Here is a 15,724-nt window from a genome sequence, read left to right as displayed (position 1 = left end):
AACCCAGACCGCCATGTCGCGCGCAAGCGCTGCTGCGCAGCGTCCGGGGCACATATACCCAGCCTCATGGTGAGCCAGGAACCATCATGGCCGGATTCATTCCGGCCATCCCGCTTGGGGACGCACCGTGCCAATGAACTGAAATGCCCGGCACAAGGCCGGGCATTTCACATTGAAACGACAGGGATGAAGCTCAGGCGTTCTTCAGCGCGACGCGGAAGGTCGCCTCGGTCTTGGCCTTGACCTCGTCGAGGGTGACACCGTCGGCGAGTTCGATCAGCGCCATGCCGTCCTTGCCGTGCTTGTCGATGGTGAATACCGCAAGATCGGTGACGACCATGTCGACGACCTTCTCGCCGGTCAGCGGCAGATTGCAGCGATGCAAGAGCTTGGCGCCGTCCTTGGCGGTGTGCTCCATCACCACGACGACGCGCTTGACGCCGGCGACGAGATCCATCGCGCCGCCCATGCCCTTCACCATCTTGCCGGGGATCATCCAGTTGGCGAGATCGCCGTTTTCCGCCACCTGCATCGCGCCGAGGATCGACAGATCAATGTGCCCGCCACGCACCATCGCGAACGAATCCGCGCTGGAGAAATAGGCTGTGGTCGGCAGTTCGGTGACGGTCTGCTTGCCGGCGTTGATGAGGTCGGGATCTTCCTCGCCCTCATAGGGGAACGGTCCCATGCCGAGCATGCCGTTCTCGCTCTGCAGGACGACGTCGACGCCGTCCGGAATGAAATTCGACACCAGCGTCGGAATTCCGATGCCGAGATTGACGTAGAAGCCGTCGCGCAATTCCTTGGCGGCGCGGGCGGCCATCTGTTCGCGGGTCCAGGCCATGTGGCTCTCCTGTGATTATCGGTTAGGCGCGCTTGCGCAGGGTGCGCTGCTCGATCCGCTTCAGCTTCGGATCGACCTGGATGATGCGCTTTACGAAAATGCCAGGGGTATGGATGTGATCGGGATCGATCTCGCCGGCCGGTACCAGGTGCTCAACCTCGGCGATGGTGACCTTCGCGGCGGTCGCCATCATCGGGTTAAAGTTGCGCGCGGTCTTGCGGTAGACGAGGTTGCCGGCGGTGTCGCCCTTCCAGGCGTGAACGATCGCGAGGTCGCCGACGAGGCCGGTTTCCATCACGTACTTCTCGCCGTTGAACTCGCGGATTTCCTTGCCTTCGGCGATCAGCGTGCCGACGCCGGTCTTGGTGAAGAATGCCGGGATGCCCGCGCCGCCGGCGCGGATGCGCTCGGCCAGCGTGCCTTGCGGATTGAATTCGAGTTCCAGTTCGCCGGCGAGGAACTGCTGGGCGAACAGCTTGTTCTCGCCGACATAGGACGAGATCATTTTCTTGATCTGCCGGGTTTCGAGCAGGCGGCTGAGGCCGATGCCGTCGACGCCCGCATTATTCGACACCACGGTCAGGTTCTTCACGCCGGATTCGCGCAACGCATCCGACAACGTTTCGGCGATGCCGCACAGGCCGAAGCCGCCCGACATCACCATCATGCCGTCCTTGAGGACACCGGCGAGCGCCGATTTCGCGTCGGGATAGACCTTGTTCATAGCGTGACAAACCTGGTGAGGGAGGAGGGGCGAACGCGACCGTTCGCGGAGGATCGACGGAGTATTAGGCGAAATCGCAAAGAGCCGTCAATCGGACCCACAACGGCAGCCGTACCCTGCCGCCAAACCTTTGATACCCCTTGTGGAACGGCAACGGCCTTGAAAGCGTCAAGAAAATTGATCAAGTTGCGGCCAGACGGCAGCAGCGGGATACCCGCCTGCCCCTCCAGCCCCGTTGCGACCGGATAACCAGTTGACGATAGCCCAAGGGATAAAGCGCCTGGGGATGCCCATTGCGGCATTTCTTGGAATATTGTTGATCGGGCTGTTCGCGGTGTCCTGGCTGGTCGACCGCGACGCCGTCCGGCAGGCTGTGGAAGCGCAGATTCGTGCCGCTACCGGGCTCGATCTGGCGGTCCACGGCGCCACCGAGATTTCGGTTTTTCCGGCAAGCTACGTCCGGCTGCATCAGGTGTCGCTCAAGGGCGGCGCCACCGACAGTGCGCTGACGGTCGACGACCTGACCGCGAATTTGCGCCTGCTGCCGCTTCTGGCGCAGCGTTTCCAGATCGCCGACATCACCCTGACCAGTCCCCGGATCAATGTGACGCGCGATGCCGAAGGAAACAGCAACTGGGCACCGATCATCGAAACGCTGGCGCGGACCCTGAAGCCCGGAGCCGACAGCCCGGTATCGTTCTCCGAAATCCGCATCAAGGACGGCCTGCTCACCTACAAGGATAGCGGACATCACATCGACGAAACCATCGACAGCATCGATCTGTCGCTGGCCTGGCCGTCGATCTCGCGCTCATTCGCGGCCACCGGGCAATTCGGCTGGCGCGGCGAACGCGTCGACGGCAGCGTCAGCGTCGCGGATTTCGTCTCGGCGATTTCCGGCGAGCGCTCCGGCTTCAAGACGCGCATTTCCAGCGCGCCGCTGAAATTCGCCTTCGACGGCGCGATCGCCAACCGCACCAGCCTGATGCTGGAAGGCACGGTGACAGCGGACAGTCCGGCGCTGCGCAACGCTTTGCGATGGGCCGGGCAGAAACCGCCGGGCAGCAGCGGCTTCGGACGCTTCGCGCTCAAGGCGCGCGCCAACGTGGTCGGACAGTCGGTCGCGCTCACCAACGTCAATGTCGAACTTGACGGCAATATCGCCGAAGGTGTGCTGACCTACGACAACAACGGCCGGCAGACGCTGCAGGGCACGCTTGCCGCCGACCAGCTCGATCTCACGCCTTACGTCAGCACGGTCCGCCTGCTCGCGACCGGCGCGCGCGACTGGAACCGGCAGTTGTTCGACCTGCGCAGTCTCTCCACCACCGATCTCGACATCCGGCTGTCCGCCGCCAAGGCGACGCTCGGCCAGTCCCGGCTCGGGCGCACCGCGCTCGGCGCCAATCTGCGCGACGGCACGCTGGCGCTCAGCGTCGGCGAGGCGCAGATTTACGGCGGCATCGTCAAGGGCACGTTCAACGTGGCGACTGCCAATGCGGTCGCCGATATCCGCGCTCAGTTCCAGTTCACCGATGTCGATCTCGAAGCGGCGGCGTCCGAACTGTTCGGCTATCGCAAGCTGACCGGGCGCGGCAACGTCAACGTCGCGCTGGAAGCCAATGGCGGCAGCGCATTCGCGCTGGCGCAATCGGTCGACGGCACCGCGACGCTGCGCGCCCATGACGGCACGCTGGCCGGCTTCAACGTGGAGCGGCTATTGAAGCGGCTGGAACGCCGCCCTCTGTCCGGCGCCGGGAGCCTGCGCAGCGGCTCGACACCGTTCGACCGGATGGACGTCGCGCTGCGCATCAACGATGGCATCGCCACCGCCGAGAAAATCGAGATCAACAGCCCGGCCACGCGCCTGACGATGACCGGCACCGCGTCCGTTCCCGCCCGCGAATACGATCTGAAGGGCATCGCCAGCCTGGTGTCAGCGCCAGGCACGCCGCCGTCGTTCCAGCTGCCGTTCGTCGTGCAAGGCCCGTGGGACGATCCGCTGATCTTCCCGGATTCCGACATCCTGATCCGGCGCTCGACCTTCACCGCGCCGCTGCTCAATTCGCTGAAGGACCAGAAGACCCGCGACAAGGTGCAGTCGGTGATCGACCGTCTCACCGGGGCGAAGAAGCCCGCCGCTCCGGCCGGCAACGGATCGGAAGCCGCCGTGGAAACGCCCACCGACACGCCGGCGGCCAAGCCATCGGCGGCGACCCCGCCTGCGGCATCTCCGCCCACCGCGGCCACGCAGGGCCAGAGAACGAAGACGTCGAACTAGAGTGGCGCGGCGCTTTCGCCCTGCGCGCGCGACAGCTTCGAAGCCAGTGACGCCGCGACAATCACCATCGCCACCGCAGCCACCACCAGCGTGCAGATCGCGTTAATCTCCGGCTTCACGCCGAGACGCACTTCCGAATAAATCCGGATCGGCAGCGTGGCGGAGCCCGGGCCGGTGGTGAAACTCGCGATCACCAGATCGTCCAGCGACAGCGTGAACGCCAGCAGCCAGCCCGCTGCGATCGACGGCCAGATCAGCGGCAGTGTTACCGAGGCGAAAGCGCGCACCGGGCCGCAGCCGAGATCCATCGCCGCCTCCTCTATGCTGCGATCGAGCCCGCCCAGCCGCGACTGCACCACCACCGCGACGAAGCACATCGTCAGCGTGGTATGGGCGATAGTGACGGTCCAGAAGCCGCGCTCCGCCTCGATGGCGACGAACAGCAGCAGCAGCGACAGCCCGGTGATGACTTCCGGCATCACCAGCGGCGCGTAGAGCATCCCGGAAAACAGCGTGCGTCCGGCGAAATTCCGGCCGCGCGACAACGCCACCGCGGCGAGCGTGCCGAGAACCGCCGCTGCCGTCGCCGACACCGCCGCGACCCGCAGGCTGATCCACGCCGCCGACAACATCGCGCTGTCGTTGAAAAACTCCGTGTACCACCGCAGCGACCAGCCGCCCCACACCGTCACGAGTTGCGAGGCGTTGAACGAATAGATCACCAGAATGAGGATCGGCAGGTAGAGAAACGCAACGCCGAGCGCCAGCGACACGGCGTTGAACGGCGAGACCTTGGTGACAGCGCGTGTGCTCATGCGCGCTCTCCGTCGAGCTGACGGCGTTGCAGCTTCTCGTAGATCAGAAGCGGCACCAGCAGCAGTACCAGCAGCACGGCGGCGGTGGCGGACGCCACCGGCCAGTCGCGGTTGGTGAAGAATTCGAGCCACAGCGTCTGGCCGATCATCATCCGGTCCGAGCCTGCGAGCAAATCGGGAATCACGAATTCGCCGACGATCGGGATGAAACACAGCAACGCGCCCGCGCCGATGCCCGGCAACGACAGCGGAAACGTCACCAGCCAGAATGCCTTGAGCCGCGAACAGCCGAGATCGGCGGCCGCTTCGAGCAAGGACGCATCCGATTTCGCCAGCGTCGCGTACAGCGGGAGGATCATGAACGGCAGATACGAATAGACGATGCCGAGATACATCGCCGCATCGGTCGCGAGCCACACCACCGGCTTGTCGACGATACCGAGCGCCAGCAGCACGGTGTTGAGCAGCCCGTCATGCTGCAGAATATTGATCCAGGCGTAGATGCGGATCAGGAACGAAGTCCAGAATGGGATGATGACCAACATCATCGCGATGGGCTGCCAGCGCTGCGGCAGCCGCGCCATGCCGTAAGCGATCGGATAGCCGATGACGAGCAGCATCGCGGTCGAGGCCAGCGCCACGGTGACGCTGCGCACGTAGGACATGAAATAGAGATCGTCCGACGCCAGCAGCCGGAAATTGTCGAGCGACAATTGCGCGGCGGCAACCTTGATCGCCTCCCACCCGGCAGCGATGTCGAACACCGGCACGTAAGGCGGCTGCGCAATCGCCGTCTGCGACAACGCGATCTTCAGCACGAAGCCGAACGGCACCAGAAAGAACAGCACCATCCACAGATAGGGTGCCAGTGCCGCAAGGCGCGCCGGACGCGTGAACAGCCCGCGCGCGCTCATGATTCGAGCACCACACAATCGGCTGGCGCGAACGACGCCGTGATGCGCTGGCCGGATGCAAAAGTCTCGACATCGGTCCGGGTCGCGTTGGCGACGGCAACACGCAACACCGCACCGCCGTCGAGCTGGACCCTGATCGTCGACGTGCCACCGAGATAACTGATGTCGAGCAGCGTTCCCCTCAACGCATTGACGCCACCCGCCGCGTCCTCGTCGGCGCGGGACAGCGCGATCTTCTCCGGCCGGATCGCAATACAGACCGACGGCGCCGATGCCGAGCCTGCCACGACGATCTTGCCGGCATCGGCTGCCGCAACCGTGATGCAGCCGCCGTCGCTCGACGTCACTTGGCCTTCGATCATGTTGATGTTGCCGACAAAGCCCGCAACCCAGCGCGAGTTCGGCGCCTCGTACAGCGCGCGCGGCGTCGCCACCTGCACCAGTCGTCCCTGATTCATCACGCCGATCCGATCGGCGACGGTCATCGCCTCCTCCTGATCGTGGGTGACGATGATGAAGGTCATGCCGAGCCTACGCTGCACTTCGAGCAATTCCGCCTGGGTCGTCTCGCGCAGTTTCTTGTCGAGCGCGGCAAGCGGCTCGTCGAGCAGCAACATCCGCGGCCGCGGGGCCAGAGAACGCGCCAGCGCAACGCGCTGCCGTTGTCCGCCGGACAGCTGATCGGGACGTCGCGCCTCCATGCCTTGCAGCCGGGCCAGCGCGACCATCTCTTCGACCCGCGCGTCGATGTCCGGCTTCGGCAATCCCGCGCGCTTCAGCCCGAACGCGATGTTGTCCGCGACAGTGAGATGCGGAAACAGCGCATAGTTCTGGAACATCATGTTGACGGGCCGCTGATGCGGCGCGACTTGTGCGATGCTGCTGCCGTCGAGCAGGATATCGCCGGCATCCGGCGTCTCGAAACCCGCCAGCATCCGCAACAGCGTCGTCTTTCCGCAGCCGCTCGGGCCGAGCAACGCGAAAAACTCGCCGGGCACGATGTCGAGCGACAGATCATCGACCGCCGTGAAGCCGCCGAAGCGTTTGGTCACGTTTGCGACGCGCAGCAACGGCGACGATGCGCCGCGCGAGTTCCCCAGATTGTCCGTCATTGCCTCCCGCCCGAATTCGCTACTCAGTATAGCAGCGCTTTCGCCGGCGTCATGAACGCGCCGGCACGGCTCCGTGCGGCCTGTGGCCGAACGGGCGCGGTGATGAACCCGGATTTGGGGCGAAATGCAAGGGCGCAGGCAGCGACCTTGCGCCGCGCGGCTTCAGCCGCGCTTACGGACCTGCACGGCGTCGACCCGCGCGTCGCGGCCGACCCAGGCGTCGTATTGCGCGATCGGCGCAGGCTTGCCGAGGAAATAGCCCTGCACCTGGTCGCAAGCTTCGACGGCAAGGAAGCTCAGTTGTTCCTGGGTCTCGACGCCTTCAGCGACGATGGAAATATCTAGGCCGTGGCCGAGCCCGATCATCGCGCGAATGATCGCCGCGGACTGCGGATTGCGGCCGAGATTCATCACGAACGCCCGGTCGATCTTGATCTTGTCGAACGGGAACGCCTGCAGATAGGTCAGCGACGAGTAGCCACTGCCGAAATCGTCCATCGCGATGCGTACGCCGAGCGCCTTCAGCCGCCGCAGCAATGACAGGCCGCGGTCGAAATCCTCGATCAGCACGCCTTCGGTGATTTCAAGCTCCAGCCGCCCCGGCGTCAGGCCGGTTTCCAGCAGGATCGAATGGACGAGGCCGACGAGATCGCCGTGCATGAACTGCGCCGGCGACAGGTTGACGGCGATCTGCAGATGCTTTGGCCACGACGACGCCTCGCGGCAGGCCATGCGCAGGATCCACTCGCCCATCTCGACGATCAGGCCGCTTTCCTCTGCCAGCGGAATGAAGTCGCCGGGCGGAATGAAGCCGCGGGTCGGATGAATCCACCGCGCCAGCGCCTCGAAGCCGATAACATCATCGCCGGTGACGGTGTGTCTCGCATGGGTCTGCGGCTGATAGTGCAGCGACAATTCGCCGTTGCGGATCGCGTTGGACAGATCCTGATGCAGTGCCCGGCGATCGCGGATCTGCTGGTCGGTCGCGGCATCGAAGAAGTTGACCGAACCGCGCGACTTGTCCTTGGCGCGAAACAGCGCGGCGTCCGCGTTGGCGAGCAGCGACGCCCCGTCCTTGCCGTTGTGCGGGAAAATAGCGACACCGACGGTGGCGCCGACGTGAACGGCCTTGCCGTCGATCAGGAACTCCTCACGCATCGACTCGATCAGGCGCTGCGCCACGATCCGCGCGGCCTCCGGCTGAATGCCATCGATGATCAGGCCGTATTCGTCGCCGCTGAGCCGCGCCACCACGCCGCCATGCGCGGCTTTCTCGATCCGCTTGGCGACCTCGATCAGCAGCTTGTCGCCGACGGCGTGCCCGAACACGTCGTTGATTTCCTTCAGCCGGTCGAGGTCGACCGAAACCACCGCGAATTCCTCATCGGTCCCGCCGCAGGCATCGATCAACTGGGTCAGCGCCTGCAGGAATGCGGCCCGGTTCGGAAGGCCGGTCAGGATATCGTGATAGGCCATGTGGGCCATGCGCGATTCCGTTTCGCGCCGATCGGTGATGTCTTCGCTGGTCTTGATGAGATATTGCGGCTTGCCTGAATCGTCGGTGACCGTCACCCGCCGCGTCGTGAACAGCCGCAGCCCGACATCGGTCGGAACCGGATGCTCCTCGGTGACAAGACCGCCCTTGAGGATCGCGGCATTGTCGCGCATTCCCACGAAACGTGCAGCGGCCTCCGGATGAACGTCCTCGACGGTATAGCCGATCACGTCTTCGCGGCGGCGATTCAGGATCGTTTCCGCGGCACGATTGGCCAGAACGTACCTGCCGTCGTCGACCCGCTTGACCACCAGCGCCGCCGGAATGTTGTCGACGATCAATTCGAGGAATTTTTTGGTTCTCTGAAGCTCAAGCGACATCTCGCGATGGCCGGTGACGTCCTCGAACAACGCGACCAGATACTCCGGCCTGCCGTTCTCGCCGCGCGCGATCACGCGATTGCTGGCGAGAATGCGGTCGCCCCTGCCGAGTTCGATGATGAACTCGGTGCGGACCTCACCGTTCGGGGATTCCATCACGGCGCGGTCGTTTTCGGCGATGGTCTTCGCCGTCCTGGCCGTGAAGATTTCCTCGGCCCGATGTCCGACGATACGCTCGCGCGGAATGTTGGAGAACTGCTCGAAAGCGCGGTTGGCGAGGATGTAACGGCCGTCCTCGATGTTCTTGGCGGCGACGCACACCGGGATGTTGTCGATGACGGATTCGAGGAAGGTCTTGGCGCGCGCCAGTTCCTTCGACATCTTGCGCTGCTCGGTGCAATCTTCATGGGTCGCGACCACACCGCCATTCGGCAGATAGGTGTGCTTGATGTGGATCGCGCGCCCATCCTCGAGTTCGGCAATGTAACCGTTCGCCGCCGCGGCATTCCTGTAATAGGCCTCGATGTCGCAGCCGAGCGTCCCGCGCGCATGACGCAATTCAGCGAGTTCGCGGCCAGTTATGCCCCTGCGAATATCGGCGCGCGTCAGCCCGTAAAGTTCAAGATAACGATTGTTGCAATAGGTGACGCGCCGCTGGGCGTTCACCATGAGAATGCCCTGGGACAGATTGTTCAGCGCCGATGTGACGAACGTCTCGCGGCGCATGTTTGCGCGGCGCGTCCGGCGCAACGCCGCGACGATCCAGAGAATGATCGATGTCAGGAATGCCACGACGATAAAGCCGCTAACCAGCATCTGCCATATCATCGCCTTCTTTTCGATAGCGTATTGAGCAGTGACTGGAGTGCCATCTGTCGCGCCAGCAGCTTGAGCGACAGCCTGCCCGCACGTGGCAGCAATGACGACAAGGCACGCCACGGCCATCACGCACGTCGCGGTCTTCTTCCCAGCCTGCTTCTGCCAGCCTGTCATCATTACCTACGGAATTCTTCGCAGATACTGTCTGGCTGCAGCCGTTTGAATCGGGTAAACGCCTACCCGGCCCCCTCAGGATTATGACTTAAATTCGGGCAATTGGTCGGTCATGCTTAATGAAGCCCTAACAAGCTCGCGCGCGCGGCGCCCGTCTGCCTTCCAAATAATCACCCGCCCCGATCGCTTCCCGTTCCGGACTGCCCATGGATCGCATTGACTGTATTGTTGTCGGCGCCGGCGTGGTCGGTCTGGCGATCGCGCGCAAGCTTGCGCAGGCGGGACGCGAGGTGATCGTGCTGGAAAGCGCCGAGGACATCGGCACCGGTACCTCATCGCGCAACAGCGAAGTTATCCATGCCGGCATCTACTATGCGGCCGGCAGCCTGATGGCGCGGATGTGCGTCGATGGCAAAAAGGCACTGTACGACTATTGCGCCGATCACGGCGTGCCGCACAAACGCTGCGGCAAGCTGATCGTCGCCACCACCGAGGCCGAGAGCGAGAAGCTCGCTTCGATCAAGGTCCGCGCCGCCGCCAACGGGGTGTTCGATCTGCAGCCGCTGAGCGGCGCCGAGGCATGCGCGCTGGAACCGGCGCTGAACTGCGTCGGCGCGCTGCTGTCGCCGTCGACCGGAATCATCGACAGCCACGCCTACATGCTGGCACTGCGCGGCGATGCCGAAAGCGCCGGTGCGGCTCTCGCCTTCCATGCACCGCTGCTGCGCGCGACAGTGACGGCCGACGGCATTGTCGCCGAGGTTGGTGGCGAAGCGCCGATGACCATGGCATGCGGGCTTCTCGTCAACGCCGCCGGTCTCTACGCACCCGCGCTCGCCCGTGCGATCGACGGCATGCCAGCGGATCGCATTCCCGCGAACTATCTTGCCAAAGGCAATTACTTCAGTTGCAGCGCGCGTGCGCCGTTCTCGCACCTGATCTATCCGGTGCCCGAGCCGGGCGGCCTCGGCGTCCATCTCACTCTCGACATGGCGGGGCAGGCTCGCTTCGGCCCCGACGTCGAATGGATCGAGGCGATCGATTATGCCGTCGATCCGTCACGCGCGGAGCGGTTCTATCCAGCGATCCGGCGTTACTGGCCGACGCTGCCGGACAACGCGCTGCTGCCGAGCTATTCGGGAATCCGGCCCAAGATCGTGCCGCCCGCCGTCGCCGTGCAGGACTTCATGATCCAGGGGCCGCAGGACCACGGCGTCACCGGACTGATCAACCTGTTCGGGATCGAATCCCCCGGCCTGACCTCGTCGCTCGCCATCGCCGACTATGTCGGCGAGTTCGCGGCCTGAGACAAAACATCACAGGATGGCATCGCAACCCGCGAGACATGGTGCATCACCGCACCAATCCCGGTTGCAGGACGCATAGCCTCGCAGTCGGTGAAAACCGTTGCGCCGACGAGATGTCAGGTGAAGGATTGCGTCAGTGAACTGTCGCGCTCGACGATTGTTTGATGCGTTCGATTTCGTCTTTGAGAAAGAGTTTGCGGCGTTTCAGTTCGATGATCTGCAGATCGTCAATGGAGAGATGGAGCAGAGCCTCGTGCAATTCGTTTTCCAGGGTGCGGTGTTTCCGTTCCAGTTCAACGAGATGCGCCTCAATCGCCATAATGAAGTCTCCTCTTTCAGTGGACCTCAGACTTGGATCTGGACAGTTGAGTTTACACGACAGGCATCATCTGTCGATGTCGTTCGCAGACGGCCCGTTGAAATTTTGGTGTTAGGTGAAACGAATTGTGATGGAGCGAATATCCGATTAACGATACGTCGGTCCCGATACCGCCGCTGGAACTGTCCGCTATTTTCTGCGAAGAGAATGAGGCTGTGAACGGATCGGCCTGATCGGCAGGTCTCGCGTCTCGAAGTAAATCTCGGCGGTCATGACGGAACAGGACAACAACGAGTTCGCTCTGGAGCTTGCAAAGTTGCAACAGGAGCACCGTGACCTCGATGCAGCAATCGACGCGCTGCATCATTCTCCGGCGCCGGATCTTCTGCGATTGCAACGGTTGAAAAAGCGCAAGCTGCAATTGCGTGACCGCATTTCCTTCCTCGAAGATCAGATCACGCCCGACATCATCGCCTGAGGAGACCCTGATCGGCGATCGACCTGCGGCATTCGACCGCCAACGAAAGACGTATGCCGGCCGGTCGATGACATCCTTGGAACCCGCCTTGACCGTAATTGCATCACCAACGCCTGTTGCCCCGCTGCATATGTCCCGTTCAAAACAATCCGTCCCCGGCTGCCTTTTTCGAACAAATTCGCTTGCACTCGGCCGCTTTGATCATGAAAGGTGAGCCGTTCCCGGCCGGTTGCCAGCCAAAAGGCCACCCTTATAATCCGGCCTCTTTGCGCATGGTTTGAAGCATCGTCATGAGTCCCCCCGTCGCCATTATCATGGGAAGCCAGTCTGACTGGGAGACCATGCGCCACGCCGCCGAGACGCTGACCGCGCTGGGCGTGACCCACGAGAAGCTGATCGTATCGGCCCACCGTACGCCGGAACGGCTGTTCAAATTCGCCAAGGGCGCCAAGGCCGCCGGCTTTAAGGTGGTGATCGCGGGCGCCGGCGGGGCCGCCCATCTTCCGGGCATGACCGCCTCGTTGACGGAACTTCCGGTGTTCGGCGTGCCTGTGGAATCGAAGGCGCTGGCCGGCGTCGATTCGCTCTATTCGATCGTCCAGATGCCCGCGGGCATTCCGGTCGGCACATTGGCGATCGGCAAGCCCGGCGCCATCAACGCGGCATTGCTGGCCGCCAGCGTGCTGGCGCTCAACGATGCCGGTCTTGCGACAAGGCTTGCCGCATGGCGCAAGCAACAGACCGAGGCCGTCAGCGAGCGGCCGGAGGGAACGGCGTGACATCATCGCAGTGGGTGCCGCTCAAGCCGGGCGACACCATCGGAATTCTCGGCGGCGGACAGCTGGGCCGGATGCTGGCGCTGGCAGCGGCGCGCCTCGGCCTGAGGGCGCAGGTGTTTTCGCCTGACCCGGATTCGCCGGCGTTCGATGTGGTGCAGAACGCGACCTGCGCCGAATACGCCGATGTCGAGGCGCTGGAGCTGTTCGCCTCCGACGTCAGCGTCATCACCTATGAATTCGAAAACGTGCCGTCCGCGACCGCGATGATCCTCGCCGCGCGCCGCCCGGTGCTGCCGGACCCGAAGGTGCTGGAAACCACGCAGGACCGCCTCGCCGAGAAGGACTTCGTCAGCAAGCTCGGAATCCCGACAGCTCGTTACGCCGACGTCAATTCCGCCGCCACACTGCGTGCCGCGATCGGCAAGATCGGCCTTCCCGCCGTGATCAAGACGCGACGCTTCGGCTATGACGGCAAGGGCCAGGCGATCATCCGCGAGGGCGACGATCCCGACGCGATCTGGGCCGACCTCGAAACCAAGGCCGCGATCCTCGAGGCCTTCGTGCCGTTCGAGCGCGAGATTTCGGTGATCGCCGCGCGCGGCTCCGGCGGCGAGGTCGTCTGCTACGACGTCACCGAGAACGAACATCAGGACCACATCCTGAAATTCTCCTACGCCCCGGCCCGGATTCCCGAGACGCTGGCCGAACAGGCGCGGACCATCACCAAGACCATCGCCACCGCCCTCGGCTATGTCGGGGTGCTGGCGGTGGAGATGTTCGTGGTCCCCGGCGCTGACGGCCCTACTTTGCTGGTCAACGAGATCGCCCCCCGGGTGCACAATTCGGGCCACTGGACGCTGGACGGCGCCTCGGTGTCGCAGTTCGAGCAGCATATCCGGGCGATCGCCGGCTGGCCGCTGGCCCATCCGGTGCGCCACGGGACAGTCACTATGACCAATTTGATCGGGGACGAGATCCTCGATCACGGCAAATGGCTGACGGTTCCCGGCGCCACGGTCCATTTATACGGTAAAGGGGCACCGCGCCCGGGCCGCAAAATGGGCCATGTGACCGAGGTCAAACCGGCCGGTCCGGCAGCGAAATAAGCCGGGAAATAGCTATTCGCGCGGCCTGAAATCCCGCCCCGCTGGTGGACATTCCCGGTTTGATCTGGTACATCCGCGCCCTTGAACGTCCGGGGGTATGGCCTTGCCGGCCCCTTGGCGACGACAGAATTCCAAACCGATAGAAAAGAGGATGCCGCGTGCAGGTTCTCGTCCGCGATAACAATGTCGACCAGGCTCTCAAGGCGCTGAAGAAGAAGATGCAGCGCGAGGGCATTTTCCGCGAGATGAAGCTCCGCGGCCATTACGAAAAGCCGTCCGAAAAGAAGGCCCGCGAGAAGGCGGAAGCCGTTCGCCGCGCCCGCAAGCTGGCGCGCAAGAAGCTGCAGCGCGAAGGCCTGCTACCGATGAAGCCGAAGCCCGTGTTCGGCGCCGACCGCGGCGCGCGTGGCGCCGGCGCTGGCGCCCCGGGTGCTGGTCCGCGCGGACCGCGCTAAGCAATCAAACGAATTCAGATAAAGAAAACGCGGGCCTCACGGTCCGCGTTTTAGTTTTGAGCATCTCCGGGAGGAGACAATGCTCAGACGTTCTGGCTCAGACGTTCTGGCTCAGACGTTCTGGCTCAGACGTTCAGATTCATCCACACCGCTTTCGGCTCGGTGAAATTCTCGATCGCGGCGGTGCCGTGTTCACGGCCCAGACCTGAATCGCGCTCACCGCCCCACGGCAACCGCACATCGGTGTAGCCGTAAGTGTTGATCCAAACCGTGCCGGCACGAACCTTCCTGGCGAAACGCTGGACACGGCCGATGTCGCGGCTCCAGACGCCGGCGGCGAGGCTGTACGCCGTGCCGTTGGCGATCCGCAGCGCGTCCGCTTCATCCTTGAACTTGATGACGCTAACGACGGGGCCGAAGATCTCCTCCTGCGAAATCCGCATCTCGTGTTTGACGTTGGCGAACACCGCGGGGCTGATGAAGTAGCCGCGCTCGCCGATGCGCTTGCCACCAGTAGTCAGCGTCGCGCCTTCGTTCCGGCCGATATCGACATAGTCGAGAATGCTCTTCATCTGCTTCTCGGAAATCACCGGACCGAGCGCGGTGGCGCGATCTGCCGGATCGCCCATGCGAATCGACTTCGCGCGCGCGGTCAGCCGTTCGACCACTTCGTCATAGACCTTCTCGTGCGCGAGCACGCGCGACCCCGCCGAACAGACCTGGCCGGCGTTGAAAAAGATGCCGGAAGCCGCGGCCTTGGTCGCGGCATCGAGATCGGCATCGTCGAAAATCACGTTGGCCGACTTGCCGCCAAGCTCCAGCGACACGCGTTTGAAGTTGCCGGCGGCGCCGCGCATGATTCCGCGCCCCACCCCGGGCGAGCCGGTGAAGGTGATCTTGTCGATGTCCGGGTGATTGACCATCGCGTCGCCGACGACGCGACCCGGACCGGTGACGATGTTGAGCACGCCCGGTGGCAATCCGGCCTCGAGCGCCAGTTCGCCGATCAGCAGCGCCGACAGCGACGTGAGTTCGGCAGGCTTCATGACAATGGTACAGCCGCAGGCGAGCGCCGGCGCGAGTTTCCACATCCCGATCATCAGCGGGAAATTCCACGGCACGATGGCACCCACGACACCGACCGGCTCGCGCATCGTATAGGTCAGCGCGTCGCTGCGGGTGGACACCACCTCGCCGTGAATCTTGTCGGCCCATCCGGCGTAATAGGTCAGCGTGTCGATAGCGGCGGGAAGATCCTGCCGCAGCACACCGGCGATCGGCTTGCCGGCGTCGCGGCTCTCCAGGTCGGCGATTTCATCGGCGTGCTGCTTCATCAATTCGGCAAGCCTGAACAGGATGTGGCCGCGCTCGGCGGCGCGCATCGTCCGCCACGGTCCCTCGAAGGCGCGGCGTGCCGCGGCGACGGCGCGATCAACGTCGACCTCGTCGCCTTCCGCGACGGTGGCGATCACCTCGCCGGTCGCCGGGTTCAGGGTCTTGAAGAAGCGCCCGGACGCAGGCTCGACGTGGCGTCCGTCGATCAGCAGCAGCTTGTGCTCGACAACGGCCGGGACGGATGTGGTTTGGTCATCGTCATATGCAATTGACATCATATTTCCTCCGCATCTCATCCTAAAATGGGTATTGAATATGCCAGAGTAAATATGAAAAGATGTGAGATAAACCGCCTCTAATATGAAATCAATTTCATAATATGGTGCC

At 63.5% G+C, this 15,724-nt stretch carries 14 protein-coding genes; 6 read left to right on the top strand and 8 right to left on the bottom strand.

All coding sequences use genetic code 11. The features are described from left to right. Positions 1-193: 193 nt before the first annotated feature. On the bottom strand, positions 194-844 hold the full coding sequence (locus tag ASC80_RS00490) for a 3-oxoacid CoA-transferase subunit B (RefSeq protein ID WP_056291812.1): 651 nt from the start codon (positions 842-844) through the stop codon (positions 194-196). A gap of 22 nt (positions 845-866) precedes the next feature. Continuing rightward, the gene (locus ASC80_RS00485) at positions 867-1,568 is read right to left on the bottom strand and encodes a CoA transferase subunit A (RefSeq protein WP_056291811.1); all 702 of its coding nucleotides are present in this window, start codon (positions 1,566-1,568) and stop codon (positions 867-869) included. A gap of 286 nt (positions 1,569-1,854) precedes the next feature. Between ASC80_RS00485 and ASC80_RS00480 the strand changes: the two genes are divergently transcribed. Further along, complete coding sequence (locus ASC80_RS00480) at positions 1,855-3,849, top strand: AsmA family protein (RefSeq protein WP_156464198.1); 1,995 nt, start codon at positions 1,855-1,857, stop codon at positions 3,847-3,849. On the opposite strand, the gene ASC80_RS00475 is transcribed toward ASC80_RS00480, so the two are convergent. The 4 genes from ASC80_RS00475 to ASC80_RS00460 form a co-directional block, all read right to left on the bottom strand. Next, complete coding sequence (locus ASC80_RS00475; protein WP_056291809.1) at positions 3,846-4,664, bottom strand: ABC transporter permease subunit; 819 nt, start codon at positions 4,662-4,664, stop codon at positions 3,846-3,848. The two genes, ASC80_RS00480 and ASC80_RS00475, sit on opposite strands and share 4 nt — an antisense overlap. After that, positions 4,661-5,578 carry an ABC transporter permease gene (locus ASC80_RS00470; protein WP_056291808.1) on the bottom strand — a complete coding sequence of 306 codons (918 nt, stop codon included), beginning with the start codon at positions 5,576-5,578 and terminating at the stop codon, positions 4,661-4,663. The genes ASC80_RS00475 and ASC80_RS00470 overlap by 4 nt, the downstream gene beginning before the upstream one ends. Then, a complete protein-coding gene (locus tag ASC80_RS00465) occupies positions 5,575-6,690 on the bottom strand; it encodes an ABC transporter ATP-binding protein (protein WP_056291805.1) in 1,116 nt (371 codons plus the stop codon). The genes ASC80_RS00470 and ASC80_RS00465 overlap by 4 nt, the downstream gene beginning before the upstream one ends. A 162-nt stretch (positions 6,691-6,852) precedes the next feature. Then, positions 6,853-9,558 (bottom strand): sensor domain-containing protein, encoded by a 2,706-nt coding sequence (locus ASC80_RS00460; RefSeq protein ID WP_056295373.1) that lies wholly within the window; start codon positions 9,556-9,558, stop codon positions 6,853-6,855. 206 nt (positions 9,559-9,764) lie between these two features. Between ASC80_RS00460 and ASC80_RS00455 the strand changes: the two genes are divergently transcribed. Next, on the top strand, positions 9,765-10,865 hold the full coding sequence (locus tag ASC80_RS00455; RefSeq protein WP_056291802.1) for an NAD(P)/FAD-dependent oxidoreductase: 1,101 nt from the start codon (positions 9,765-9,767) through the stop codon (positions 10,863-10,865). Positions 10,866-10,998: 133 nt separating this feature from the next. Here the strand turns inward: ASC80_RS00455 and ASC80_RS00450 are convergent, their stop codons facing one another. Then, positions 10,999-11,184: a YdcH family protein gene (locus ASC80_RS00450; RefSeq protein ID WP_056291800.1), complete on the bottom strand. Its 186-nt coding sequence runs from the start codon at positions 11,182-11,184 to the stop codon at positions 10,999-11,001. A gap of 271 nt (positions 11,185-11,455) precedes the next feature. Here ASC80_RS00450 and ASC80_RS00445 point away from each other — a divergent pair, with 271 nt between their 5' ends. The 4 genes from ASC80_RS00445 to rpsU all read left to right on the top strand — a co-directional run bounded on the left by ASC80_RS00445 (position 11,456) and on the right by rpsU (position 14,002). Further along, positions 11,456-11,662, top strand: coding sequence for a YdcH family protein (locus ASC80_RS00445; RefSeq protein WP_056291798.1), 207 nt, complete (start codon positions 11,456-11,458; stop codon positions 11,660-11,662). A 290-nt stretch (positions 11,663-11,952) separates the two neighbouring features. Next, entirely contained in the window at positions 11,953-12,441 is a 489-nt protein-coding gene (gene purE / locus ASC80_RS00440) for a 5-(carboxyamino)imidazole ribonucleotide mutase (protein WP_056291795.1), read from the top strand. Continuing rightward, positions 12,438-13,547: a 5-(carboxyamino)imidazole ribonucleotide synthase gene (locus tag ASC80_RS00435; RefSeq protein ID WP_056291793.1), complete on the top strand. Its 1,110-nt coding sequence runs from the start codon at positions 12,438-12,440 to the stop codon at positions 13,545-13,547. Before purE ends, ASC80_RS00435 begins: the two co-directional genes overlap by 4 nt. Positions 13,548-13,705: 158 nt before the next feature. Then, on the top strand, positions 13,706-14,002 hold the full coding sequence (gene rpsU / locus ASC80_RS00430; RefSeq protein ID WP_056291790.1) for a 30S ribosomal protein S21: 297 nt from the start codon (positions 13,706-13,708) through the stop codon (positions 14,000-14,002). A 125-nt stretch (positions 14,003-14,127) separates the two neighbouring features. Here rpsU and ASC80_RS00425 read toward each other — a convergent pair whose 3' ends face one another. Continuing rightward, the gene (locus ASC80_RS00425; RefSeq protein ID WP_056295369.1) at positions 14,128-15,612 is read right to left on the bottom strand and encodes an aldehyde dehydrogenase family protein; all 1,485 of its coding nucleotides are present in this window, start codon (positions 15,610-15,612) and stop codon (positions 14,128-14,130) included. Positions 15,613-15,724: the final 112 nt, after the last annotated feature.

Origin of the sequence: Afipia sp. Root123D2, from assembly GCF_001425835.1 — a bacterium.
Classification (GTDB): domain Bacteria; phylum Pseudomonadota; class Alphaproteobacteria; order Rhizobiales; family Xanthobacteraceae; genus Afipia.
This window is presented reverse-complemented; position numbering and strand designations above follow the sequence as displayed.